We start from the raw sequence: 24,729 nt of genomic DNA on the forward strand, positions 1-24,729 counted from the left end.
GCGAACCAACGATCGCGGCAGTTTTTTAGGCTTTTTTCTTGGTGTCTTTGTCTTCGTCACCTAGGTAATCTTTGCTAGTGAAGGCACTGTGGAAGTATTTGCCCTCTTGACCGTAATAGCGGTTATAGCGCTGCTTGAATTTGCGGAACACGTAAACGACAAGAACTTTTAGCAGACAATAAATTGGGATCCCGAAAATCACCCCAACGATCCCCATCAAATCACCCATCACTAATAAAACAACCAGAATCGTAATAGGATGAATTTTCAATCGGTCACCCATCACACGGGGCACGACTAAATCCCCATGAAGCAACTGTACAGCAAACCAAGCAATCAAAAATTTAATCAACATCCCGGTGGAGTCTTGTGCGGCAATGAAAAGTCCCGGAAAAAAGACGATAAAAGGACCAATATAGGGGATGATGCAAAGCAGACCAGCGGCGATCGCCAGAATACTGGCATACTCTAAGCCAATCAATAGGAAAACGACCCAATAGATCGCCCCTAAAATCAAGGAAGAAATGATTTGTCCTTTCAAAAAGGCACCGACTTGTATGTCAGAGATCTTGACGATTTCATTAAAGTCTTTGCGAAAACGTGGTGGCACTAACGAGAGAACTGAAAAATAAAACTTGTTGGGGTTGCGCAATAAGAAAAAGGCAATGATCGGTCCCGTAAACAAAGCGATGAACAAGGTCGAAATCGTTGAAAACAAGCTGCTGAGCCCAGCAGCACCAGTTTCCCAATAGTCCCCAATAAAACTCATGATGTTGTTGGTGATATTTTGCAATGTGTCTGTAATTTGTGCCATCTCATCTTGAAACGGGGTATTTTCTAAAAAGGCGGTCGCGTTTTTCTCAAAGTCACTGACCAAACTTGGTAAGCTGTTGATCAGATCGGTGGTTTGCTGCTCCAAAATCGGGTAAAGCTGGAAACCAGCAAAGACGATCAACAAAAGAATCAAAAGATAGATCCCAGCAATCGAAACACTGCGGGGAATTTTTTTCGATTCCAATTTATCGACCACCGGGTTAAACAGATAGTAAAGGATCAGCCCAAATAAAAAGGGTGGGATAATAGCTGTAAGTATGGCTGAAAAGGGTGTAAATAAAAAAGAAATCTGATTTAGCAAAAAGACAGCAACTGCCGACAAGATAATCAGTCCTAAGACATAATAGCTTGTTTTGCCGCCTAAAAAGTGGATCAATCGGTTATTTTTCATAATAAGCCTCGCTTTCTTAGCTACATTATAACGAAAGACCCCTATTCTGTAAAAAAACAACGTACCTTTTGAAAAAACTACGCTCATATTCTCAATATCTTTATAATGAAAGAATATCTTTGATAAGGGGTTAACTGATGGCATCTTTCTTCAAAGCAGGCCAAAAATGCTCCCGTGTTTACAACACAGGAGCGAAAAGAATTATTTGCGCACTGTCGTCAAGGTACAGCGACCAACGGCTGTTTTTAACCCGCTAGCTAACCAAATAGTGGCTTGCCAAGTTTGGATACGAGCGCCGATACGATCAGGACTAGCTTCTACGATCAGGGTTCCTTCTTGAGCGGCGGCTAGATGGTTGACTTGTAGGTCAACGCCGGCGGCGAAGGCTTCTTCTTGAGCCAAAGCTTGATTGGCGCCGATGCTGCAGGCAGTCTCGATCAAAACGCCGTTAATGCCACCGTGAACGAGACCAAAAGGCTGTTTGTGCTGTTCTTTGATTGGCATCCGTAAACGAACAAAATCGGCTGTTGCTGCTTCTACTTCGATTTCTAAAGCTTCTAGTAAGTTCATTTTTAGCTCCTTTTTCTAAGAAAGTTACCATGATTATAGCACGAGTTTTGTTAGAAATAGCCGAAGTTCTCAGAAAGTCGGCAACAGGGGGAGAAGTCTTAAGAAATTCCCTTAACCAAAGCAATTTCTAACGAAAAGCGACTAGATATGTGTATAATAGAGCTATGTGAATTGAGGAGGAACAAGTAATGAGAGAATGGAAAACCTTAAAAGAATATGATGAAATTTTATTTGAACAACATGGAAAAGTGGCGAAGATCACGATCAACCGCCCAGAAGTCCACAATGCGTTTACACCAAAAACGGTGTTTGAAATGATTGATGCGTTTTCAATCAGTCGCGATGAACCAGGCATCGGCGTGATTATTTTGACAGGCGCCGGCGACAAAGCCTTTTGTTCAGGCGGAGACCAAAAAGTCCGTGGTCACGGTGGCTATGTTGGGGAAGATCAGGTTCCTCGCTTAAACGTATTGGATCTGCAACGCTTGATCCGCACGTTGCCAAAACCGGTGATCGCCATGGTCAAAGGCTGGTCGATCGGCGGCGGAAATGTTTTACAATTGGTTTGTGATTTAACGATTGCCGCTGACAACGCTAAATTTGGTCAAACAGGACCAAATGTCGGTAGTTTTGATGGTGGCTATGGTTCGGGGTATCTTGCACGGACGATTGGACATAAAAAAGCCAAGGAAGTTTGGTTCATGACAAAACAATATACTGCCGAAGAAGCATTGGCAATGAACTGGATCAATACGGTCGTTCCTCTTGATCGAGTAGAAGATGAAACGATGGAATGGGCCGAAACGATGCTGCAAAAGAGCCCGTTGGCGTTACGCATGATCAAAGCATCAATGAATGCCGATACGGACGGATTAGCTGGCATTCAGCAATTGGCCGGCGATGCGACCTTATTGTATTACACGATGGATGAAGCCAAAGAAGGTCGTGACGCGTTTAAAGAAAAACGTCAACCAGACTTCGACCAATTCCCTAAATTCCCATAATGACTGGGAGTTGGCTGCAAAGGCAAGCACAACTTCATCCAGAACGACCAGCTTTTTATTGGCATGAAAAAAGCTGGTCGTTTGCTGCCTTGCAAAAAGAGGTTTATGCTTATGCTGCTTATTATCAAGCCCAATTCGTTGTTCTGCCAAACCGGGTAGCCCTTTTTAGCAATAACTCCCCTGAAATGGTCTTTACGATCCTTGCTTTGTGGGAGTTGGGGATCGAAGTCCAGCTGTTGAATACGCGATTGACAGCCGCTGAAATCACCTTCCAATTGCAAGATGCCCACTGCGACTGGGTGATCACGGCGGATCAGGCAGCGGTCCCGGGTGTTCGCAGCCTGACCTTTGGACAAGCGATGGAACAGGCGAAGGCTCTTGCCAGTTCTTTTGATCCTTCGTTTGTTCCTAATAAAGCAATCTATCAAGCAGAACAAGTAGCTTCGATTATGTATACATCCGGTACGACGGGCAATCCCAAGGGTGTGCCGCAAACCTTTAGGAATCATCTAGCAAGTGCCGAAGCGACTCAAAAGAACTTAACGATCACTAGTGAGGATTGTTGGCTTTGTGCAGTTCCGCTGTATCATATCAGTGGATTATCAATTCTCTTGCGTTCCTTGCGACTTGGAATGAGTGTTCGTTTGTATGAGCGCTTTGATGCTGGAGAAATGGCGAAAGATCTTGAGGCAGGAAAAGGGACGATCGTTTCTTTGGTGGCGAAAATGTTGACAGATTTGCTGCCATTGGTGCCCCAACAAGGCTTTGATTCGTTGCGTTATGTACTGCTAGGCGGCGGGCCCATTGCCAAAAGTATATTGGAAAAATGCCAGCAAAAACAGCTTTCTGTGATCCAATCCTATGGGATGACAGAAACCTGTTCACAAGTGGTGGCATTGCCGCCAGAAAAAGCTTCAGAAAAAATCGGCTCCTCAGGGGTTCCCCTGCAAGGTGTCCATCTACGAATTGCGGTTGATGCGAAAATGGCAGATCATCGGACTGCTGAAAGTACCCAGTCGATCGGAGAGATCCAACTGCAAGGACCGGCGATCACGACCCGTTACTTAAACGATCGCAGTCCACAGCAGTGGGACCAAGAGGGCTGGTTTGCCACAGGAGATCTAGGGTATCTTGATCAAGAGGGCTTTTTGTATGTAGTCAGTCGTGCAAGCGAACTGATCATATCTGGTGGAGAAAACATCTATCCTGCAGAAGTGGAGCAAGCCTTGTTGCAGCATCCAGCGGTCAAAGAGGCAGCTGTGGTGGGGGAACCAGACGAGGAGTGGGGACAATCTGTCGCGGCTTATTTAACGTTAAATGAGTCCGTCCGACTCCAAGCCTTGTTGGATACATTAGAAGGGCAGATCGCCCATTATAAATTTCCGCGCCGTTTTTATCACGTGCGAGAAATGCCGCGCACAGCAAGCGGCAAACTTTTAAAACGGCTATTGCTGAGTGAAGAAAGAGTGAACTACATTGAACAGCAAATCATCAAGTAATTATGAAGCAGCGATCGCTGCCGGGAAAACCTATTTGAGTGAGTATCAGCCTTTAAAAAGGTGTGACTTACTGGCTCTTTATGCAGCGGCACAAGAATATCAAGGGGAACGCTATTTCTGGCGTACCCCTGATGAAACGACTAGTCTGGTAGGGTTGGGTTGGTTAGCCACTTTTTCGCAACCCAAACTTGCAGACTTTTCAGAAGTCCGCTCTCTCTTAAAGCAAGCCCATTATCAACCAGAGGCACCTTTGCAGGCGCAGTTGGTTGGTGGTTTTGCTTTTGATGAACAGGCAGAAGTCAGTCAGGATTGGGCTGAGCTAGGTGCCGGTCTCTTTGCGTTGCCAGAAATACTGGTCCGCAAAACTGATGATCAGTGTGGCGTCGTTTATACAGTAGCCGCTTCTTCCGAGGAACAACGACAACAAAAAGTCGCTGCCTTACAGGAAAAAGTCGCAAGCTGGTTGAATGCCAACCCGGACAAGAGTCTTGTAGCAGAAACGCCTGCTTTTCAGGCACAAGAGGAACTAGAGGTGCCCCAATGGCTGCAAGCGGTCGAAGAGACAGTGGCAGCCATTCGCTCGACTGAAACACCGTTGAAAAAAGTGGTTCTGGCCAGGAGAATGAAGATAGAAACGAAGCAGTCGATCATTAGTGCTGGGGTGTTGCAACGGTTGGCGCAACAGCAGCCGAATACCTATCTTTTTGCCATCGAACATGGGGGCCATGTTTTTGCTGGTGCGACGCCAGAACGCTTGCTAAAAGCAACTGTCGATCAGTTTGAAACGGTAAGTATCGCAGGTTCCGCGCCAAGAGGCAAAACCAAAGAAGAAGATGAGGCACTGGCACAAGCCCTCTTAGCGGACGCAAAAAATACCCATGAACATCAAGTAGTTGTCGATCGCTTGGAAACGGCATTGGCTACTTTGTTAGCTGACGGTTTTCAATCAGAAGCCCGCTCCGTCATCAAAAATCGTGACATTCAGCATTTGTTTGTTCCTTTAGCAGGGCAAAGAAAAGCAGGAGTCAACTTTCTGAGCGCCGTGCAAAAACTACACCCGACCCCAGCATTGGGGGGAGAACCGAAAGAAGCAGCCGTCTCTTGGATTCGTACCCATGAACCAGCCAGCAGAGGGATGTACGGTGGACCGATCGGTTGGTTGGGTATTCAAGAAGATATTGGCGAGTTTGCAGTGGCGATCCGCTCAGGATTCTTTAGCGGCAATCAAGCAACGCTGTATGCAGGCTGTGGGATCGTTGCCGATTCAGATGCGGAATCCGAACGTCAAGAAACACGGTTAAAATTTCAACCGATGAGGAGAGGGATCTTAGGAGATGAATAACCAGACAGTCATGACAGACTATTTATTAGCGGCAATCCAAGGACTAAAAGCAGCGGGTGCGAAGCGAGCGGTTATTAGTCCCGGTTCACGCTCAACGCCATTGGCGCTACTATTGCATCGTGATCCTGAGATCACCTGTATGGTGGCTGTCGATGAACGTTCGGCTGCTTTTTTTGCTTTAGGGATGTCCAAAGTTGATCTCCAACCGACGATCTTACTGTGTACCTCTGGAACTGCAGCAGCCAATTATTATCCAGCAATTTGTGAAGCAGAGGCCACCAACTTGCCATTGATCGTCTTAACGGCTGATCGCCCGCCAGAACTGCGGGGCGTTGGGGCGCCACAAGCAATGGACCAACAGAATTTGTATGCCTCTCACGTCAAAAAGATGGTAGAGATGACGGTGCCAGAAAACGATCCTGCTTTGTTGCGTTATAGTTTTTGGCAAGCTACAACTTGCACGATCGAAGCGCAAAAACAGCCGAAAGGCCCGGTCCAAATCAACTTTCCATTACGGGAGCCGCTGTTGCCTGACTTTAGTCGCCAATGCAGTATTCAGCAAGACGTGAGCTATCTGGCACCACAACAAGAGCTGTCAGCAGAGATGATCACCCAGCTAGCCCCTTACTTTGATAAAAAAGGTATTCTGATTGCTGGAGAAAGCCTTACGATCGAAGAAGCGCAGCAGTTGCTGGCTTTTTCAGAGAAATTAGGCTGGCCGATTGTCGGCGATCCATTGACCAATCTGGCGACAGCCGGTACCAAAGTAGGAACATTTATCAGTCAAGCCGATCTTGTTTTCCCGCAATTGACTTCTGCCTTCCAACCAGAAGTGGTCGTGCGTTTTGGTCGCTTACCAGTCACTAAAAATGTCCTATTATGGTTGAACAAAGCAGCGGATACGACGACGTGGCTCTTTGTTGATCCATCGGGGCAGTGGCAAGATCAGCTGCATCGGGCAAACTATTTGATCGAAGCAGCGATCAGCACTTTCGTGGTGGCCATCACCCAGTTGCCGATCGTCAAACATACGGCGTGGCAACAACAATGGCAAGCACTTCAAGCGCGGGCAGATCAGGTGATTGCTGCAAGTCCGCAGTTGAAACAATGGGATGAGAGCAGCGCTGTGCGCATGCTCCAACAATGTCTACCTGAAGAAGCGCAAATTCTTTTGGCAAACAGCAATGCGATCCGTTTCTTTGATCGCTACGGCAGCAAAACTTCCTCCACTTATCGAGTGTATGGAAATCGGGGCGTCAATGGGATCGACGGCCTTGTCTCGACCGTAGCTGGGATTGCTTCAGCCAGTCAAAGGCCTACCTACTTGTTGATTGGTGATTTAGCGTTATACCATGATATGAACGGCCTACAACTACTGCGTCAGTATCAATTGCCAGTAACGATCATTTTACTGAATAATAACGGTGGTGGGATCTTTTCCTTTTTGTCACAAAACACCTTAGAACCAAACGACTTTGTCCCGCTCTTTGGCACGCCGTTAGACCTTGATTTTCAAAAAGTGGCGGCCTTATATGAGGCAGATTGGCACACACCGACCTCTTTGCTAGAGTTTCAAACGATTTTAACGGAAACAAGCCAACGGCCGTGCTTTCAAATAATCGAAGTGAAAGGTGAGCAAAAAGATCCGGTCAATACTTGGCAAGCACTGCAACAGCAGTTTAGCGAGGCGGGAGCGCAGCCATGAAGGACACGATAAATGGCGTCAGTTATTTTTATCAGTGGCTGCAGCCGTATCGACCAGCCTTACCAACCCTTGTGGCATTGCATGGCTTCACGGGTTCTTCGGAAAGTTTTCGACCGGTTTTTGCAGAGGAAGGTTCTTATAATGTATTGGCAGTCGACTTGATTGGACATGGACGGTCATCGATTTATGTCCATCCCATGCGTTATGAACTTCCTTTACTGGTAGAGGATCTTGCACAGCTTTTAGCGAAGCTAGGGATTGAACGTTATGGCCTTTATGGCTACTCGATGGGGGGACGAATCGCACTTGTCTGGGCAGTCAAGGAACCAGCTGCAGTGACCCATCTTTTGCTTGAGAGTGGTTCCCCCGGGTTGGCTGATCCAGCAGAACGACTCGCTCGTCAGCGGCACGATCGCCGCTTAGGATTGCGCTTACTAAGGGAGCCTTTGGTCGATTTTGTCGATTACTGGCAAGAACTGCCGTTGTTTGCTAGTCAAAAGGAGCTGCCCTTAGAGCAGCAGGCTGCTGTACGGCAAGGACGCTTGCAGCAAAATAAATTTGGCTTGGCAGTAAGCTTGGTTTACGGTGGTACTGGCAAACAGCCAAGCTGTTGGTCGGCACTTCCGCAACTAGCTTGTGAAATTCTTTATTTAGCGGGGGAAAAAGATTTAAAGTTTCGGAAAATCGCCCACCAAATGAAGCAGCTGCAACCAGAGATGACCATCAAAGTCGTTGCTAATGCTGGACATTGTATCCATTTAGAACAGCCGACACAGGTTCGTCATGAAATCGATCAATGGTTTGTAAAAGGATCGAGGCCACAGTCAGCTGATTGACAAGGAGAGAACGCAATGAAGATTGAGAAAATTGAACGCATCGCCTGTCGCTTGCCCCTCAAACAATCCTTTGTGACAAGTTACGGACAATTAACAGAAAAAGCCTTTGATCTTTATTTGGTGACGGCAGAGGATGGAATGGTTGGCATCGGTGAATTGGTCGCTTTTGAGCAGCCAGATTACATTGAAGAAACCCTCTTTTCTGCTCGAAAAGTGATTGAAACAGCACTGATCCCATTATTGATTGACCAGGAGATCGAGCATCCGCAAGAAGTTTGGCAGCTGTTTCAAACGGTCCAAGGAAATTACATGGCAAAATCGGCTTTGGAAACAGCAATTTGGGATCTATATGGCAAGCAAACGCATCAAAGTGTGAAAGAGCTGTATACCGCAACCCGACCGAGTGTCGCTGTTGGCGTTAGTATCGGCATACAAGACTCTGTCGAAAAACTAATGGCTCTTGTTGCCGCTTATGTCGCCCAAGGGTATCAACGAATCAAATTAAAAATCAAGCCGGGGCAAGATGTGGCACCTTTGCGAGCGATTCGACAAGCCTTTCCAGAATTGCTTTTGATGGCAGATGCAAACGGAGCCTATCAGAGTGAGCCAGAACGCATTTTGGCACTGGATGACTTAGGCTTGGTGATGATCGAGCAACCCCTTAAGGTACGAGATCTGTTGGGGCACAGTCAGCTGCAGCGGCAGATGAAGACGCCTCTATGTTTAGATGAAGATATTCGAACGGCAGAAGACGTCGATACAGTCGCAGCACTGGACAGCTGCCGTGCGATCAACCTGAAAATCCCCCGTGTCGGTGGGATCACCGAAGCTTTGCGAATCCTTGATCGATGTCAAACCCATGGACTGCTTGTTTGGTTAGGCGGCATGTTTGAGTCTGGTGTAGGACGAGCCATGAATTTGCAATTTGCGAGTCAAGATATTTTCCATTTTCCCGGGGACCTTTCCGCTTCTGACCGTTACTTTTATGATGATGTCATTACACAGCCTGCAACTTTGCATAAAGGAAAGCTGCTGGTACCTGATGGAGAGGGCTTTGGTATCACGTTAGCTGAAACAAAGCTAAGTCAATATGGGCAACCTAAAGAACGTATCTACTCAAGAAAAGGGTCAGCGAAAGAATAACATCAGCCAAAGAAAAACAGCGAAAGCAAAAGAAACGGCCAGCAGGGAAATCTGCTGGCCGTTTCTTTTGTTTTATTCTGCGTTTTTGAATTCTTTTTCAATTTGTAGTCGTTGGACTTTCATGGTTGCTGTTCGTGGGATATCTTCGTAGTCGCGTAAAATTGGCTGATTGAGGTGAGGGAGATCTTCCACCATTTTCCACCAAGCATCCCAATCCATTTCACGATTTGGCGCTAAAGCAATGATAGGTTGTGGTGAGTTCTCTTTGTCGCGAACGATCACAACTTCGGCAAGGAAGTCTAAATGATCCAGCAAAAGGTCTTCCAAAGCAAGATTGCTTTCAATATTTTTGATCAAGTCCACTTGACGGTCTTTTAAGTAAAGATGTCCCTGATCATCCATCATGCCGTAGTCTCCACTGTCCCACCAAGCGCCATAGACATTGTCAGCAAAACGCTGATCTTCTTTATAATAGGTCAACGCGCGTCCTTTTGAAAGGAAATGGATGTGCCCATCGGTATTGGCTGGCAGCTCGTTGCCCTCTGCATCGGCGATCCGTGCTCTCGTTAAGTCCTCGAGACCCACACCCATATCACGGGCATCGTTGGTAGCGATGCTTTCTAAGGTATGTGCTTTTAGGATCATTGGCCCGCATTCACTTTGACCATAGACTTGCAAAAAGATTGCTTCTTTTGTTGCTGAAGTATTTAAAAAAGTGGCCATTGTTTGGTTGTTGATGGCATCAAAGGTTGAATGGTAATAGCGAATATTGGCGAAAGCATCTGGTTGTTCTTTTGCCACAAAGCTCCATTGGACAAAATTGTTTGGATGAGTTTCCAAAGCGATTGGTGGATATTCTTTTAGCATGCTTACGACATGAGCGCCGTTGGCATTGGCTAATGGCATCATCGGAAAGCCCATCGCCATCAAGGATGAGATGCCAATATTGAAGCGGGAGTGCACCGGTGAAATATGGAACGCCACTAAATCAGAGTCTGCCTTGGTGCGATCAATCTTGGTGAAGATCGTTTTTTGCCATTTTGTCCGCCAGCCCATGGAGTTTGCCGAATGACAAATCAATTTTGGAATACCCGTTGTTCCAGAAGTGTGGGTCATATAGGAAATTTGATCCGCCGGTAACTCAGTTTGTGCCACGGGTTCCGCTGGTTGTTGCAGCAGATGACGAACAGCAATCTGTTTGTCAGTACTGCTATTTTTCACTTGTGCGACGCGGCCTTCGGTTTCTTCATCAAATAAGATGAATGGATCTTCTAAGCGATCCACAAACACTTCGATGGTTTCAGCAGGGAAATGATAAGAGATCATAGCAGGCACTGCGCCAAGGTAAGAAGCAGCCGTTGCTAATAAATAGGTATCGAATTTTGAAGATTTATAAAGAATGATTTTATCGCCGGCTTGCACGCCTAGTGCAGCAAGTTGGTAAGCACGTTTTAAAATCATTTCATGACTCGAACGGTAGGTACTACGATAGCCAAGTTCAGGAAATGCTGGTAGCACTTCATCGTGGATGATGGTTGTGTCAGGAAATGCCTCGGCAGCTTCTCGGTAATTGGTGTAAAGATTTAATGGACGATAGTCTAAAATGGTCAAATAGAACACTCCTTTAAAAGTTCGTGAAAAACTTCATTTGATTTCTCCATTTTAGCACAGGAATTTCTCGATACAATAGATTTTCAGTGTTTTTTATTTATTTCTAAAAAATCCTTCCCTCAAAGACTTTCGAAGAATGAATGACTGTGATGTGTTATCATTCATTCGTCGTACTAAGCGGAAAAAGTGCATAATCAACGGGTGTATTTTGCTACAAAATCTTTGATTGGGAGGCGAAAGTCTAAATAGCGTGCTTTTAATTCTGCACGATTCCAATTCCACCAAGCGATTTCTTGCAAAGCAGTGATCGTTTCTGGATCAAAGCGGTATTTGATCACTTTTGCTGGAACCCCGCCGACGATCGCATAAGGCGGCACATCTTTGGTTACGACTGCGTTTGAGGCGATCACGGCACCATCACCGACGGTCAAACCAGATTGGATCACGGCACCGTGGCCGATCCAGACATCATTGCCAATGACGGTCGTTTTTGCTTTGCGTTTTTCTAAGAAGGACTCGTCCTTTGGCGCAAATCCATAGCCTTCGCCATTATAGGCAAAAAGATGCTGACTAGGGCGTTCATAGGGATGATTGGTGGGGCCGATGCGGACCATCGCTGCGATACTGATAAAACGTCCTAATTGACTGTTCTGAATAAAGCAATATTGCCCCGTATAGGTATAATTGCCGATGGAAGAATGATCAATGTGATTGGCTTCGCCAATTTCGACATAGTCTCCTAAAGTTGTGTCTTGAAGCTGCGAGTCTTTGCCAACGATCGGCTGTTCATCTGGAAAATTTGTGATCGATAGGTGCATAGTAATCATCCTCTCTTGCGTATTGCTATCATTTTACCGCACTTTTTTGTACTATTTGACTAATACGCACTAAAGACAAAAGGAGGTCTGCTTTATGGAGACGATTTATCAGTTAGATAAGATGACCGAAACGATAGGTAAGCGAGCAATCAAAAAAGGATACTCGTTAAAAAATCAAGCGGCCCCAGAGGCGCTGTTTGTACGCAGTTCAACGGTTCCTAACGAATTGATCACACCAGAATTAGCTGTGATCGCTCGCTCAGGAACAGGCACCAATACGATCGATTTGGCACGGTGTACTCAAAATGGCACAGTAGTCTTCAATAGTCCCGGTGTCAATGCCAATGCAGTCAAAGAATTGGTGCTCTCCAATTTGTTTCTCAGCGTTCGCCCCTTATTCAAAGCCATCCAGACGGTAGCCGATTTGCAAGAAGAGCTAACGTCAGGTCAAATTGAAGCAGAAGATGTGTTGAAGGTAGCTGAAGAACGGCGAAAAGAAGTGATCGGCGAAGAATTAGCTGGAAAAACCATCGGTATTTTAGGCTTAGGAGAGATCGGTGAACGGGTGGCAAAAGCCTGTCATCAGCTAGGGATGGAAGTCCTCGGCTATGCCCGTACGAAAAAAGCGGCCCACGATTACGAACAAGTCAGTGACTTGCACGTACTGTTGGCCGAATCAGATTTTGTAGTGGTTTTGCTCCCTTTAAGTCAGGAAACCAAAGGCATGCTGAATCGACAAACGATTCAGCAGATGAAAAAAAATGCAGTGTTGATGAATTTTGGGCGCGGGGAGATCGTGGAAGAAGCAGCCGTCTTAGAAGCACTAGCCAAAAATCAGCTCAAACAATACATCACCGACTTTCCTAGTGCCGGCTTGATCGGACAACAGAAAGTGTTGTGTTATCCGCATATCGGCGGCAGTACTACCAATGCCTTGGAAAAGGGGGATCACGTAGTTTTTGATCGCATGCATGCCTATTTGCGCGCTGGGACGATTCAAGAATCGGTCAATTTTCCTCATGCAGAGTTGCCTTTTTTGGCACCGTATCGCTTGGCGCTGTTTTATCACGACAAGCCTGGTGCTTTTGCCCCGCTATTGCGGATCATTTCTGAAGCAGGCGTAGATATCGATAATTTGGCGAGTGAGAGAAAAGCCGGAGTCGCCTATACCTTGATTGATCTTGATGAGACAAATGAAATACTGCTGCAAGATCTACAGAAGCAGATACAGCAAGAAACAGCGGTCATCCGTGCCCGCTTGATCAAAAATTCGCGAACCAGTGAATAGTTGCCACCAACAATGTTTCTTGTTATGATGAAAAAAAAGTAAAGGAAGTTCATCATGACGAATAAGTTTCAAGATAAAAAGAAGGTCGCTTTGCCTCGTTATCAGCAGATTGCCGTGGCGATCGCGGAACGAATCGTTGAAAATCGCTACCAAGTTGGGCAAAAGATCCATGCGCGCTCAACGTTAGCCAGCAATTTCAATGTCTCTCCTGAAACAGCCCGCAAAGCGATCAATGTATTAGTTGATTTAGAAATCATGGATGTCCGTCATGGCAGCGGCGCCTATATTGCTTCAAAGGAAAAAGCACAGGCCTTTGTTGAACAATACCAAGATGTGCAGTCGATCCAAGAAATCAGACAAGACATTTTAGACAGTGTGGAGCGGCAGCAGCAAGAGCTGGATAATTTTTCTGACTTGTTGAACACGTTAGTGCAGCAGACCAAAAAGGTACACCATATGAGTCCGTTTGTGCCCTTTGAACTTCAGTTGACGGAACAAGCGCAGCATTTGGAAAAAAGTATCAATGAATTGAATATTTGGCAAGCCACAGGGGCGACGATCATCGCAATCCAAACAACCGAAGAATTGTTGTTGTCACCAGGACCTTATGCGAAATTTAGTGCAGGCAATACGATTTATTTTGTCGGAAATGAACTGGCGTTGCAGCGCATGACCAATTTCTTCTATCCAACGGACCATTCAGCGTAATTCTTTTTCCTGATTCCCATGCTTTTTTTGCAAAAGAAAAAGCATTGGGAAATTTTTTTTGACAAAGTGACCACATCTTGTTAAGATAGTATGGTCACTTTCGTGAAATTTTTCAGAAAAAGGAGTATTAATCATTTGAGTAAAGTTAAAGTGGAACACTTAACCAAAATCTTCGGTAAGAAAAAGCAGCAAGCTCTTGCCATGGTCAAAGAACAACGCAGCAAAAACGAGATTTTAGAAAAAACGGGTGCCACCGTCGGGGTCTATGATGTGAACTTTGAAGTCAACGAAGGCGAGATTTTCGTCATCATGGGCCTTTCTGGAAGCGGGAAGTCAACATTGATTCGACTATTGAATCGATTGATCGAGCCGTCTGGCGGAGATATTTACATAGATGGCGTGGATGTTGCCAAAATGAGTAAAGAGGAACTACGAGAAGTTCGCCGTCACAAAATCAACATGGTTTTCCAAAGCTTTGGCCTTTTCCCTCATCGGACAATTTTAGAGAACACAGAATACGGACTAGAAGTCCGTGGGGTCTCGAAAGAAGAACGAACAGCGAAAGCGGAAAAAGCGTTAGAAAACTCAGGATTGCTTTCTTTTAAAGACCAATACCCTGACCAGCTGTCTGGAGGGATGCAACAGCGTGTGGGACTTGCCCGTGCGTTAGCCAATGATCCAGAGATCCTCTTGATGGATGAGGCCTTTTCAGCATTAGATCCGCTGATTCGCCGTGAAATGCAAGATGAACTTTTAGAATTGCAAGCCAATGTTCAAAAAACGATTATCTTTATCACCCATGATTTGAACGAGGCCTTGCGGATCGGTGACCGGATCGCTTTAATGAAAGATGGTCAGATCATGCAGATCGGTACAGGAGAAGATATTTTGACGAATCCTGCCAACCAATACGTGCGTGATTTCGTGGAAGATGTCGATCGTTCCAAAGTCTTGACTGCGCAAAATATCATGGTTCCAGCATTGACGACGAACATCGAGATCGATGGACCAAGCGTAGCATTGAACCGGATGCGGAAAGAAGAAGTCAGCATGCTGTTAGCCGTCGACAAACGTCGTCACCTAAAAGGAAGCCTGACAGCCGAGTCTGCTCGTGAGGCACGGAAAAACAATCTGACCTTGAAGGAAGTTATTGATAAAAATGTTAAAAAGATCGATAAAGATATGCTGGTAACGGATATCTTCAATTTGATCTATGATTCGCCTACACCTTTAGCCGTGGTAGAAAACGATCGTTTGATCGGAGTCGTGATCCGCGGAAGTGTGATTGAAGCATTGGCTGAGACTGATTCAGCCGCTCAAGCAGAGGAAGGGGTAGTGACAAATGGATAATTTCTTACAACATACGATTCCGGTGGCTGATTGGGTCGAAAACTTTACTGATTGGCTAACAGGAACTTTCAGTGGATTGTTTTCAGCCTTACAGTCTTTCGGACAATTTATCATGGACGCTATTACAAATGTATTACTGTTTGTACCACCGTTATTAATGATCGTCTTATTGACGGCTGCTGCCTTTTTCGTTTCACGCAAAAAATTCGGCTTGCCAGCTTTTACTTTTGTCGGGTTGCTGTTCATCTATAACCAAGGGTTATGGACAGACTTGATGAACACCGTGACGTTGGTCTTATTGTCGAGTTTGGTTTCGATCATCATTGGGATTCCACTAGGAATCTTAATGGCGAAAAGCGAAAAAGCGCAAAGTATCGTGACGCCGATCTTAGACTTTATGCAAACGATGCCTGGTTTCGTTTATTTGATTCCTGCGGTTGCTTTCTTTGGGATCGGGATGGTTCCTGGGGTCTTCGCCTCAGTGATCTTTGCTCTACCACCAACCGTTCGGATGACGAACTTAGGGATTCGCCAAATTTCTCGTGAATTGGTGGAAGCCTCTGATTCCTTCGGTGGGACTGGCTGGCAAAAACTGATCAAATTAGAATTGCCACTAGCCAAAAGCACTATTTTGGCTGGGGTCAACCAAACCACGATGCTGGCATTATCAATGGTCGTGATCGCGTCAATGATCGGTGCTCCTGGGTTAGGGCGCGGCGTCTTGTCTGCCTTGCAACGAGCACAAGTCGGTAACGGATTTGTCAGTGGGGTATCCTTAGTTATTTTGGCGATCATCATGGATCGCTTTACCCAGAATTTGAACCGTTCGGCACATCAAAAAGCAGCGAGCAAGACGAGTCGCAAACAAAAACGTCTTTTTGGCGGGATTGCTGCAGCGGCAGTCGTTGCTTTGATTGGCGCATCGTTTGCCTTTGGAAATGTTTCTGACAGCAAAGGCACGGTGAACTTGGCGTATGTCGAATGGGATACGGAAGTCGCATCTACCCATGTGGTGGCAGAAGTCTTGTCGCAAATGGGCTACGAAGTCAACACGACGCCTTTGGATAATGCCATCATGTGGGAATCGGTGGCAAAAGGGGAAGTTGACGGGATGGTTGCTGCTTGGCTGCCATCTACGCATCAATCCCAGTATGAACAGTACCAAGACCAAGTCGAGAACTTAGGTCCTAACTTAGAAGGGGCAAAACTGGGGATCGTTGTCCCAAGCTATATGGATGTAGATTCCATCGCAGACCTTTCTGACGAAGCTGGAAAAACCATCACTGGTATCGAACCAGGCGCTGGTGTCGTGAATGCAGCGGAGAATACGGTTGCGACGTATGACAACCTTTCCGATTGGAATGTCGCTACCTCTTCTTCTGGAGCGATGACAGTGGCATTGGGCCAAGCCATCAAGAACCAAGATGAGATCGTTATTACTGGTTGGTCTCCACACTGGATGTTTGCGAAATATGATCTGAAATATCTGGATGATCCAGAAGGAACAATGGGTGAAGCAGAAAGCATCAACACTGTTGTACGCCAAGGATTAGCAGATGACATGCCAGAAGTTTACGAAGTACTTGATCGTTTCAACTGGACACAAGAAGATATGGAAGAAGTCATGTTAGCAATCAATGACGGAACATCAGCCGAAGATGCAGCCAAAGATTGGGTAGCCAATCACCCAGAAGAAGTTGCTGCATGGACGAACTAATGTCTAAAAAAAGAACGACCGCAGATTGAAGCGGTCGTTCTTTTTGTTGTTTAAAATACTTAGGTTCATAACGAAAGACGAGGGGATGATTTTTGCAAAAGACGGAGCTTTTGTGCAGGTTAAGCAAAACGATGAAAAATCGGCTGCATCTGTTCAAACGCACAGAGTTCAGTAAATCCTAATGATCGTAAAAGATCTTGTCCCTCTTTGATTTGAAACCCGAGCTGCTCTGGTTTATGACTGTCGCTGCCGATGGTTAGCACGCTTCCCCCCAAGTCACGATAAAGCTTGAGGATCTCGATCGATGGCGTATACCCATTGATTCCGTAACGGTGGGAAGAGGTATTCAGTTCGATGCCTTTGCCATCTTTGATCACGACTTTCAAGATCTCTGCGATTTGTTCTTTCGTTTGTTCAAAAGCGTCCTTCTCTTTATCTAAATAACGACGAATCAAATCCATATGGGCTAAGACGGAATACTCTTTATATGTCGTGACCAGCTGATACATTTCATCATAATAGCGCTCGTAGCATTCCTGTTGGCTGCGTCCTTTTTGAAATTCTCCGGTCCAAAATTCTTGATCGTCTACCTGATGAACGGAAAGTAAAATGAAGTCAAAGGGATGCGAATGATAAAGACGGGTAAATTGTGGGATCGTGTGCATTTGCATCCCAAATTCCAGCCCAGTTTTTAGCTTGATTTGGTCACTGTATGTTTCCTTTAAGCGTGCCAGTTCGTTAAAATACAAGTCGTAGTAGACATTTTTTACGACTTTATTGGCTCCAACGAGGTACGTATCCGTGGCTTGCCAGTCTTCTTTGACCCCATAATCCACATGATCGGTAAAGCAGATTTCGGCTAAGCCTAGTCTAATAGCGTCTTTGACTACATCTTCCATCAAATACCAAGAATCATCGCTGTAATCACTATGAACGTGATAGTCTGTAAAAATCATGGCGTCTCCTTTTGTTTCGTTATTTTTGCTGCTTCTGCCAGTCTGCTCGTTTTTGATGATAAAGCTGGGCGGCCGTTTCCCAATGCTCTTTGTCAGTCGGCTGAATCTCACGGATAAGACGGGCTGGATTGCCACCGACGATCGTATTCGGCGGCACATCTTTTGTGACGACGGAACCAGCAGCGACGATGGCATGTTTGCCGATCGTGACACCTGGTAAAATCGTACTGTTGCCCCCGATCCAAACGTAATCTTCGACGGTGATCGGTAGGCCAAATTCCAAATCTTGACTGCGGATCACAGAATCGATCGGATGGCCGGCTGTATAGAAGCTGACCCGTGGTCCCACCATCACATGATCACCAATCAGAATCTTATTGACATCTAAAAAAATGCAATCCATATTGGCATAAAAGTGATCACCAATCTCAACATGGCGACCATAGTCGACAAAAAGGGGTGGTTGGATAAAGCAATGCTGCCCAAATTTGCCAAAGAGTGCTTTTTCTTTGGCGATGATTCCTTCTCGGTCATCGACTGGTAAAAGGTTGATTTCCTGGGCACGTTTTTTCCCCTCCACTGAGCCATTCTCAGGGAGAATACCGGCAGCTTGATACAGTTGACCAGCCAACATCGCTTGATAATCAAAATCTTCTTTCATTGCAAAATCCTTTCTAAGACGGTAAATCGTCGGTGGTTAATTCAATCAAATTGCCTTCGGGGTCTTGGACAACTGCTTCATAATAGCCATCGCCTGTCGTACGAGGACCATTTAAAAGAGGGTAGCCATCTTCAACAAACCGTTGAGCGTATCGATCAACGTCAGCTTGATCACCTACTGCAATCGCAAGGTGAGTGTAGCCTAAGCTCTCACTGACACGAGGGCTTAAAAATTTCTTGGTCGTTAATTCTAACCGACTTCCAGAATCAAAGGTCAAAAAATAGGACTGAAAGCCTGTTTTCGGATTATGATATTTTTGGTTGCTGACCGCCTGAAAGTAGGTTTCATAAAATGTTCTCATTTTTTCTAAATCATTGACATATAGTGCGATGTGTTCAATTTTCATTATCGACAACTCCTTTAATAAGCAACATAGATCGTTTTTTTTTGAACTTAGTAAACTTTGTTTAATAAGTTGCTTCTATTATACCTTTGTTAACAAAATTTATAAAGGTATATTCCCAGCTTTTTATCTGTTAAAATAGGAGCGTTGAGGGGGAGAAAAATGAAAGCTTATCAGCCAACGACCATTAAATTACATAATCAGGCAGTATTGCTGGATTTGCTAAAACAGCAGCAAGCGCCTATGACCAAGCGCCAACTGGCAGATGCCTCTCAATTAAGCGTGGTAACGATCAACAAGCTGCTTCCTGAATTGATAGAAAAGCAGTTGCTTTTGACGACGGATCAACCGCAACGAACGGGAGGACGTCAAGCTGCGGCTTACCAGTACAATGCGCAACGGACACTGTTGTTGATCATTCAGTTTATCGAAGAAGACCAGCAGATCGTGATTCGTTTTTCAGTCGTCGATCTCGTCGGGAACATTTTGCATCATGAGCAGTCAGCAGAGGGCCGATTGCCGCAGTTCTTGCAAGTGATTCGTCAGATAAAACAGGAATACCCGAAAATCAGCTTGGCAGTCGTGGGAATTCCTGGTGTGGAAATTGCTGGAAGACTGAAGATCATGGATGCTCCAGCATTTAAGGACATGGCGCTAGGGGAATTGATTGAAAAGGAGATCGCGGTAAAAACGCTTATTGAGAATGACGTGAATGCAGCGGTATTCCATTTCAAAGAAGAGAAAAAAATCGTGGCTGGCATTTATTTTCCAAAAAATTATCCACCAGGTGCGGGACTGGTCATCGACCAACAGCTCTTTAAAGGAGCCAACCATTTAAGTGGCGAAATCAAGCATTTGCCGCATCTTTACAAAGTTTCTTACCCTTTGGCAACAGAGGCGATCCAAGAGCAAGTGACTGCCACTCTTCAAGCGATCGTGGCAGTCACGGACCCGCATCAAGTCATTTTGTTTTTGCCCTCTGAGTGGCAGGCGCTTGTGCCGCGCTCTTTTTTGGAAAAGCAGCTGGCAGCAGTGTTTCATTATGGCGTCTTACCAAAGTTACACTTTTCAGATCGGTTTTCAGAAAACTATTTGGCTGGGTTGATCACGATGGGAATCGAAGCAGCGGGCTTAGGGCTTTGATTCGCAGCATTTAACTGGTACTGAGGACAAAAACTGCCGCTGCTTCCTTTATCAGAAGCAGTGGCAGTTTTTTTGAAAATACGAGAACTCACAGTTTAGCGAGTTTCTGTGCTTTTTCGGTATTCGCAAAATGCAGTTTGGCATATTTGCCCAATAGTGCTATGCCACCTTGCTGCAGTAATTTTGCGGCAACTTGGTCAGCAGCTGCGTGGGCGCCAGAAGGCAAGCGCATACCGACTTCTTTGGAGGCTGCCTCTAATTCATCCAAAAAGACTGTACGACATAAAATAGAGGCTGCCGCTACTGCTAGATGATATTGTTCACCTTTCGTCGCAAAATAGAGCTTTTCGGTAACCGCTGCTTGTTCCGATTTTAAATAAGTGCGATAATTTTTTTCGCTTGTGAACTGATCGATCAAAATGGCATCTGGTGTCTCAGGAGCAATCTTTTGCAAAAGCAAACGAATGGCTTGATTATGCAAAGCAACTTTCATTCGGACCGTGTTGTATTTTGGTTGGATCTCGTTGTATTTGCTGGGTGTAACAGTGAGCAATTGGTAAGGAACCAATTCTTTGATTTTCGGCGCCATCTTACGGATCTCTGGATCTGTCAGCATTTTTGAGTCCTTGACACCTAAGGCTTTCAGCTGTGGCAATTGCTCTTTTTTGGCATAGACGGCACAGACCACCAAAGGACCGAAATAACTGCCGTTGCCGACCTCGTCACTGCCGACGACGCTTTTTTCGCTAAATCCTGCTGGCAACGCAGTGGTTGAAACAGTCGCTTTTTTCTTATCCGGTACAGCACTTGCCGTATCGCCCCATAAGGAAGCTTCTTTTTCAGCAGTCGCTCCTTGAAACATGACTTTTCCAGACGTATAAGCAGTGATCGTCGTTGGGCCTTTTTTGGCGACAAACGCTGTATAAGGAACTTTCTTAGCCAGCAGTTCTCGTTGGTAAAATTGCTGCATCTTTTTGATAGTTGAAGTTGGTACTTTGATAACGATCGTACTCATTTGATTCCTCCTGTTTTTTTGTCTTTTCTTAGGTAGACAAAAGGATACTTTAAGATTTTACCATACTTCTTATTCTTTTTTACTAAGACGATCAGCAAACAAACGATTGGCATGGAAATTCATAAGAAAATCACGTATAATAGTTAAGAGTTTGCGACACATGTTCAATAAGTGATAGAATAGAGCAGAATGTAAGCAATGGGAGGAAATATTCCTATGACGGAGCAAAAGAAACGCTATAAAGCAGTTATCGCGAATCAAAGTTACACGATTATTGGACGCGAAAGCAAAGAACACATGGATATGGTGACAAGATTGGTCAATGACCAACTGCTTGAGATCATGCAATTATCGCCACAAACCGATCAAGAACAAGCGTCGATCTTATTAGCGATCAACGCTGTTTCCGACCAGCTGAAAAAACAAGAACAGCTTTTGGTCTTACAAAAAAAAGTGGACGAGTTGCGGGGACAAGCCATTAAAGCAACGGAGCTTGAGAATCGCATCAAGCGGATCGAAGCAATCGAATCCGAAGCACGGAAAGTTCTCGATGAGACAGGTCGCAGTGATGTGGAGATCCATAATCATGTGGAAGCACAACAGATCTTAAATGAACAAAGGAAACGAAAAATTCAAGAAAAGACAGCCCATGGGTAGTGCGGCGTAGAAAGGATTCCTAAATGATTGGATTATTTGTCTTGGTTTTGTTGTTGGCAGCCTTTTACGGCGGCGCGCGGCGCGGAACCAGTTTACAATTGGTCTCAGTTTTGGGCTATTTGATCTCTTTTTTCTTTGCAGTTGCGAATTACCAAGAAATTGCGAAAAAAATTGAGCTCTATGTTCCTTATATGTCAGTAACGGCGGATTCAAAGTTAAAATACTACGATATGGAACTGGCTTTAGATTTAGACAAAGCCTATTATGCGGCTATCGCTTTTGTGATGGTACTCTTTGCTGGTTGGCTGATCACAAAACTATTAGTGATTTTTGCAGACAGTTTGCGTTACAAACGCCTACGTTTTTTAGGTGGCTATGACTGGGCAGTTGCGGGTGTTTTGAATGTCATCTTGATGTATATCAATTTATATATGTTTTTTATGATTCTCTCAATGATCCCGTTTGCCACGATTCAAAATCTGTTTGAAACGAGCGGAACTGCGAATTTCATCGTTGATCGGTCACCGATTCTCTCAGATTATTTCTATCGATTGTGGATCACAGATGTGATTGGGTAAAAAGCAGGCAGATGGTTGCAGAGCCATTCTGCCTTTTTCTTAGGAACAAAAAGTTAAAACAAAGCAGGTGAGAAAAGAATGAATACTAAGATCCTTGATGTTTTAGGATTTGAACAAGTAAAGAGTCAAATCGGTCAGTATATCGTAACAGCCCAAGGAAAAGAAGCCTTAGCAAAGCTTGTGCCATCAAGTGATGCGCAAGTCATTTCCTCTTGGCTAGCAGAAACAGAAGACGCGATCAAGATCCAGCGTTTAAGAGGCGGAATCCCTGTACCAAAAATTGAGAATATTCGTCCCCAAATGAAACGGATCGAAATCGGCGCAGATTTAAACGGCGTTGAATTGGCACAAGTTGCCCGCGTCTTATCAACTACGCAGGAATTGAAACGCTTTTTTGCTGATTTGTCTGAAAGTGAGATTGAATTTTCCCGCTTGTATCACTGGGAAGAACAGTTGGTTTCTTTACCAACCTTGAATCGTCGCTTGAAAGAAGCTATCGATGAGGATGGCCGAGTCACAGACGATGCCTCTCCAGCACTTCGGGGAATTCGTCAATCGATCCGACGAGCAGAACGGACGATCCGTGAGACATTGGATGGCATCGTCCGAGGTGGCAATGCAAAGTATCTAAGTGATACGATCGTAACCATGCGAAATGAGCGTTATGTGATTCCAGTCAAACAAGAATACCGAGGTGTTTTCGGCGGCGTGGTTCACGACCAAAGTTCATCTGGTCAAACCTTGTTTATCGAACCGAAACAAGTAGTGGAACAAAATAACCGCTTGCGTCAGCATCAAATTGCGGAACGGGACGAAATCACTCGTATTTTGGCGGAATTATCAGCAGAGTTAGCTCCGTACCAAAGAGAGATCCTCCATAATGCATATGTGATCGGAATCATGGATTTCATGAATGCCAAGGCTCGTTTTGGGAAAGAGATGAAGGCAATCGTACCAGCGATCAATCAAGATAACCATGTCTTTTTTAAACAAGCACGTCATCCATTGATCGATCAAGAAAAAGTCGTTCCTAACGATATTACGATTGGAAAAGACTATCAAGCTGTTGTCATTACTGGGCCGAATACCGGCGGGAAAACCATCACCTTAAAAACATTAGGGCTATTGCAGATCATGGGCCAAGCCGGCTTACCAATCTTGGCAGAAGAAGAAAGCCAAATGGGGATCTTCAATGAAATTTTTGCGGACATTGGTGATGAACAATCCATTGAGCAAAGTCTATCGACCTTTTCTTCACATATGACAACGATCGTTGATGTGTTGAAAAAAGTCGACGAAACAAGTCTGGTGCTTTTTGATGAACTAGGTGCTGGGACCGATCCCCAAGAAGGGGCAGCACTAGCAATTGCGATTTTGGACGAACTTGGGGCTAAGTCGGCTTATGTCATGGCGACGACCCATTATCCAGAATTGAAAGTTTATGGCTATAACCGATCCAATACGATCAACGCCTCTATGGAGTTTGATGTCGATACCTTAAGTCCGACCTATCGCTTGTTGATCGGGGTTCCGGGACGAAGCAATGCGTTTGAGATTTCGAAAAGACTTGGCTTGCCAGAGACGATCATTGATCAAGCCAAAGAGATCATGGACGGAGAAAGCCAAGACCTGAATGAAATGATCGCTGATTTAGAAAATCGAAGAAAAATGACGGAAACCGAGTATCTGGAAGTTCGTCATCATGTAAAAGAAGCAGCCCGCTTGCACCAAGAATTGGAAGCAGCTTACAGTTATTTCTTTGAAGAACGCGAAAAAGAATTGGCAAAAGCCCGTCAAAAAGCCAATCAAATCGTAGAAGAAGCCAAAGAGGAATCTGAAAAAATCATTGCCGATATTCGTAAAATGCAGTTAGCTGGCGGTCAAACGAAGGTCAAAGAACACGAACTGATCGATGCGCGCACCAAGCTATCAGGACTGCAGCAAGAAGAACATCTGCAAAAAAACAAAGTTCTGCAAAAAGCCAAAGCAGCCAAGACGCTGAAAGAAGGAGACGAGGTACTCGTAACTTCTTATGGGCAGCGCGGGGTACTGTTGAAAAAAGCCGGCAAAAATCAGTGGCAAGTCCAAATTGGCATTCTGAAAATGAATTTGCCAGAAACAGATTTACAACCGGCAGCACCGGTGAAGGAACCAACACAACGCATCGTCAATACGATTCGTTCTGCTGACAGCAGTCCAGTGGTCAACCAGTTGGATTTACGCGGCAAGCGGTACGAAGAAGCCCTCAATGAAGTGGATCAGTATTTGGATGCAGCAATTTTGGCAGGCTATCCGCAGGTGACGATCGTTCACGGTAAAGGAACTGGCGCATTGCGTCAAGGGATCACTGACTACCTAAAAAATCATCGCTCGGTGAAAAGTTTTGAATTTGCGCCAGCAAACCAAGGGGGCAATGGAGCGACCATTGTGAAGTTTAACTAAACGTTAAGAACCCTTACCTTTTGTAAGCAGACGATTTTAAAAAACTTACGATACGTGG

The 24,729-nt window shown here is 45.2% G+C and carries 22 protein-coding genes; 14 read left to right on the forward strand and 8 right to left on the reverse strand.

Annotation, left to right across the window (positions count from 1 at the left end; translation table 11 throughout):
- Positions 1–25: 25 nt before the first annotated feature.
- Both IGI88_RS11665 and IGI88_RS11670 read right to left on the reverse strand, forming a co-directional pair.
- Positions 26–1,225, reverse strand: coding sequence for an AI-2E family transporter (locus IGI88_RS11665; RefSeq protein WP_086297837.1), 1,200 nt, complete (start codon positions 1,223–1,225; stop codon positions 26–28).
- A 201-nt stretch (positions 1,226–1,426) separates the two neighbouring features.
- Positions 1,427–1,795, reverse strand: a complete 369-nt coding sequence (locus tag IGI88_RS11670) for a PaaI family thioesterase (RefSeq protein WP_005234285.1) — start codon at positions 1,793–1,795, stop codon at positions 1,427–1,429.
- 188 nt (positions 1,796–1,983) lie between these two features.
- Between IGI88_RS11670 and menB the strand changes: the two genes are divergently transcribed.
- From menB to menC, 6 genes are read left to right on the forward strand one after another with little or no spacing between them, the layout of a single operon-like run.
- The gene (gene menB, locus IGI88_RS11675) at positions 1,984–2,799 is read left to right on the forward strand and encodes a 1,4-dihydroxy-2-naphthoyl-CoA synthase (RefSeq protein WP_005228595.1); all 816 of its coding nucleotides are present in this window, start codon (positions 1,984–1,986) and stop codon (positions 2,797–2,799) included.
- Positions 2,799–4,298: an o-succinylbenzoate--CoA ligase gene (menE, locus tag IGI88_RS11680; protein WP_086297834.1), complete on the forward strand. Its 1,500-nt coding sequence runs from the start codon at positions 2,799–2,801 to the stop codon at positions 4,296–4,298. The genes menB and menE overlap by 1 nt, the downstream gene beginning before the upstream one ends.
- Positions 4,276–5,640: an isochorismate synthase gene (locus IGI88_RS11685; protein WP_086297831.1), complete on the forward strand. Its 1,365-nt coding sequence runs from the start codon at positions 4,276–4,278 to the stop codon at positions 5,638–5,640. Before menE ends, IGI88_RS11685 begins: the two co-directional genes overlap by 23 nt.
- The gene (menD, locus tag IGI88_RS11690; RefSeq protein WP_086297828.1) at positions 5,633–7,345 is read left to right on the forward strand and encodes a 2-succinyl-5-enolpyruvyl-6-hydroxy-3-cyclohexene-1-carboxylic-acid synthase; all 1,713 of its coding nucleotides are present in this window, start codon (positions 5,633–5,635) and stop codon (positions 7,343–7,345) included. Before IGI88_RS11685 ends, menD begins: the two co-directional genes overlap by 8 nt.
- Positions 7,342–8,181: a 2-succinyl-6-hydroxy-2,4-cyclohexadiene-1-carboxylate synthase gene (menH, locus tag IGI88_RS11695; protein ID WP_086297825.1), complete on the forward strand. Its 840-nt coding sequence runs from the start codon at positions 7,342–7,344 to the stop codon at positions 8,179–8,181. The genes menD and menH overlap by 4 nt, the downstream gene beginning before the upstream one ends.
- Positions 8,182–8,196: 15 nt before the next feature.
- Positions 8,197–9,324, forward strand: coding sequence for an o-succinylbenzoate synthase (gene menC / locus IGI88_RS11700; RefSeq protein ID WP_429960548.1), 1,128 nt, complete (start codon positions 8,197–8,199; stop codon positions 9,322–9,324).
- Between the two features lie 72 nt (positions 9,325–9,396).
- On the opposite strand, the gene IGI88_RS11705 is transcribed toward menC, so the two are convergent.
- Positions 9,397–10,935, reverse strand: coding sequence for an AMP-binding protein (locus IGI88_RS11705; protein WP_086297819.1), 1,539 nt, complete (start codon positions 10,933–10,935; stop codon positions 9,397–9,399).
- Positions 10,936–11,129: 194 nt separating this feature from the next.
- The gene (locus IGI88_RS11710) at positions 11,130–11,753 is read right to left on the reverse strand and encodes a DapH/DapD/GlmU-related protein (RefSeq protein WP_010749823.1); all 624 of its coding nucleotides are present in this window, start codon (positions 11,751–11,753) and stop codon (positions 11,130–11,132) included.
- Positions 11,754–11,847: 94 nt separating this feature from the next.
- Here IGI88_RS11710 and IGI88_RS11715 point away from each other — a divergent pair, with 94 nt between their 5' ends.
- From IGI88_RS11715 to IGI88_RS11730, 4 genes are all read left to right on the forward strand, one after another.
- Positions 11,848–13,041 carry an NAD(P)-dependent oxidoreductase gene (locus IGI88_RS11715; RefSeq protein ID WP_086297816.1) on the forward strand — a complete coding sequence of 398 codons (1,194 nt, stop codon included), beginning with the start codon at positions 11,848–11,850 and terminating at the stop codon, positions 13,039–13,041.
- 54 nt (positions 13,042–13,095) lie between these two features.
- Positions 13,096–13,749, forward strand: coding sequence for a GntR family transcriptional regulator (locus IGI88_RS11720; RefSeq protein WP_005234303.1), 654 nt, complete (start codon positions 13,096–13,098; stop codon positions 13,747–13,749).
- 135 nt (positions 13,750–13,884) lie between these two features.
- A complete protein-coding gene (locus IGI88_RS11725; RefSeq protein WP_005228609.1) occupies positions 13,885–15,099 on the forward strand; it encodes a quaternary amine ABC transporter ATP-binding protein in 1,215 nt (404 codons plus the stop codon).
- Positions 15,092–16,816, forward strand: a complete 1,725-nt coding sequence (locus IGI88_RS11730) for an ABC transporter permease/substrate binding protein (RefSeq protein WP_005228611.1) — start codon at positions 15,092–15,094, stop codon at positions 16,814–16,816. The genes IGI88_RS11725 and IGI88_RS11730 overlap by 8 nt, the downstream gene beginning before the upstream one ends.
- A 119-nt stretch (positions 16,817–16,935) precedes the next feature.
- Here IGI88_RS11730 and IGI88_RS11735 read toward each other — a convergent pair whose 3' ends face one another.
- From IGI88_RS11735 to IGI88_RS11745, 3 genes are read right to left on the reverse strand one after another with little or no spacing between them, the layout of a single operon-like run.
- Complete coding sequence (locus IGI88_RS11735; RefSeq protein WP_086297813.1) at positions 16,936–17,772, reverse strand: histidinol-phosphatase HisJ family protein; 837 nt, start codon at positions 17,770–17,772, stop codon at positions 16,936–16,938.
- A 19-nt stretch (positions 17,773–17,791) separates the two neighbouring features.
- The gene (locus IGI88_RS11740; protein ID WP_086297810.1) at positions 17,792–18,433 is read right to left on the reverse strand and encodes a sugar O-acetyltransferase; all 642 of its coding nucleotides are present in this window, start codon (positions 18,431–18,433) and stop codon (positions 17,792–17,794) included.
- Between the two features lie 13 nt (positions 18,434–18,446).
- Entirely contained in the window at positions 18,447–18,839 is a 393-nt protein-coding gene (locus tag IGI88_RS11745) for a VOC family protein (protein ID WP_008380837.1), read from the reverse strand.
- Positions 18,840–18,998: 159 nt separating this feature from the next.
- Between IGI88_RS11745 and IGI88_RS11750 the strand changes: the two genes are divergently transcribed.
- On the forward strand, positions 18,999–19,979 hold the full coding sequence (locus IGI88_RS11750; protein WP_086297807.1) for an ROK family protein: 981 nt from the start codon (positions 18,999–19,001) through the stop codon (positions 19,977–19,979).
- An 88-nt stretch (positions 19,980–20,067) separates the two neighbouring features.
- Here the strand turns inward: IGI88_RS11750 and rnhC are convergent, their stop codons facing one another.
- Positions 20,068–20,994, reverse strand: coding sequence for a ribonuclease HIII (gene rnhC, locus IGI88_RS11755; RefSeq protein WP_005234312.1), 927 nt, complete (start codon positions 20,992–20,994; stop codon positions 20,068–20,070).
- Positions 20,995–21,210: 216 nt separating this feature from the next.
- On the opposite strand from rnhC, the gene zapA reads away from it, so the two are divergent.
- The 3 genes from zapA (at position 21,211) to IGI88_RS11770 (ending at position 24,671) form a co-directional block, all read left to right on the forward strand.
- The gene (gene zapA / locus IGI88_RS11760) at positions 21,211–21,651 is read left to right on the forward strand and encodes a cell division protein ZapA (protein ID WP_005228634.1); all 441 of its coding nucleotides are present in this window, start codon (positions 21,211–21,213) and stop codon (positions 21,649–21,651) included.
- Between the two features lie 23 nt (positions 21,652–21,674).
- On the forward strand, positions 21,675–22,229 hold the full coding sequence (locus tag IGI88_RS11765) for a CvpA family protein (RefSeq protein ID WP_005234314.1): 555 nt from the start codon (positions 21,675–21,677) through the stop codon (positions 22,227–22,229).
- 78 nt (positions 22,230–22,307) lie between these two features.
- Positions 22,308–24,671 carry an endonuclease MutS2 gene (locus tag IGI88_RS11770; protein ID WP_016612651.1) on the forward strand — a complete coding sequence of 788 codons (2,364 nt, stop codon included), beginning with the start codon at positions 22,308–22,310 and terminating at the stop codon, positions 24,669–24,671.
- Positions 24,672–24,729: the final 58 nt, after the last annotated feature.

The sequence above is a fragment of the Enterococcus sp. AZ179 genome (genome assembly GCF_050498885.1).
Classification (GTDB): Bacteria; Bacillota; Bacilli; order Lactobacillales; family Enterococcaceae; genus Enterococcus_D; species Enterococcus_D entomosocium.

Excerpts from the sequence above, each read along its gene's own strand:
- IGI88_RS11665 (WP_086297837.1), bottom strand. The coding sequence starts at position 1,225 with ATGAAAAATAACCGATTGATCCACTTTTTAGGCGGCAAAACAAGCTAT.
- IGI88_RS11670 (WP_005234285.1), bottom strand. The coding sequence starts at position 1,795 with ATGAACTTACTAGAAGCTTTAGAAATCGAAGTAGAAGCAGCAACAGCC.
- menB (WP_005228595.1), top strand. The coding sequence starts at position 1,984 with ATGAGAGAATGGAAAACCTTAAAAGAATATGATGAAATTTTATTTGAA.
- menE (WP_086297834.1), top strand. The coding sequence starts at position 2,799 with ATGACTGGGAGTTGGCTGCAAAGGCAAGCACAACTTCATCCAGAACGA.
- menD (WP_086297828.1), top strand. The coding sequence starts at position 5,633 with ATGAATAACCAGACAGTCATGACAGACTATTTATTAGCGGCAATCCAA.
- menH (WP_086297825.1), top strand. The coding sequence starts at position 7,342 with ATGAAGGACACGATAAATGGCGTCAGTTATTTTTATCAGTGGCTGCAG.
- menC (WP_429960548.1), top strand. The coding sequence starts at position 8,197 with ATGAAGATTGAGAAAATTGAACGCATCGCCTGTCGCTTGCCCCTCAAA.
- IGI88_RS11710 (WP_010749823.1), bottom strand. The coding sequence starts at position 11,753 with ATGCACCTATCGATCACAAATTTTCCAGATGAACAGCCGATCGTTGGC.
- IGI88_RS11715 (WP_086297816.1), top strand. The coding sequence starts at position 11,848 with ATGGAGACGATTTATCAGTTAGATAAGATGACCGAAACGATAGGTAAG.
- IGI88_RS11720 (WP_005234303.1), top strand. The coding sequence starts at position 13,096 with ATGACGAATAAGTTTCAAGATAAAAAGAAGGTCGCTTTGCCTCGTTAT.
- IGI88_RS11730 (WP_005228611.1), top strand. The coding sequence starts at position 15,092 with ATGGATAATTTCTTACAACATACGATTCCGGTGGCTGATTGGGTCGAA.
- IGI88_RS11735 (WP_086297813.1), bottom strand. The coding sequence starts at position 17,772 with ATGATTTTTACAGACTATCACGTTCATAGTGATTACAGCGATGATTCT.
- IGI88_RS11740 (WP_086297810.1), bottom strand. The coding sequence starts at position 18,433 with ATGAAAGAAGATTTTGATTATCAAGCGATGTTGGCTGGTCAACTGTAT.
- IGI88_RS11745 (WP_008380837.1), bottom strand. The coding sequence starts at position 18,839 with ATGAAAATTGAACACATCGCACTATATGTCAATGATTTAGAAAAAATG.
- IGI88_RS11750 (WP_086297807.1), top strand. The coding sequence starts at position 18,999 with ATGAAAGCTTATCAGCCAACGACCATTAAATTACATAATCAGGCAGTA.
- rnhC (WP_005234312.1), bottom strand. The coding sequence starts at position 20,994 with ATGAGTACGATCGTTATCAAAGTACCAACTTCAACTATCAAAAAGATG.
- zapA (WP_005228634.1), top strand. The coding sequence starts at position 21,211 with ATGACGGAGCAAAAGAAACGCTATAAAGCAGTTATCGCGAATCAAAGT.
- IGI88_RS11765 (WP_005234314.1), top strand. The coding sequence starts at position 21,675 with ATGATTGGATTATTTGTCTTGGTTTTGTTGTTGGCAGCCTTTTACGGC.
- IGI88_RS11770 (WP_016612651.1), top strand. The coding sequence starts at position 22,308 with ATGAATACTAAGATCCTTGATGTTTTAGGATTTGAACAAGTAAAGAGT.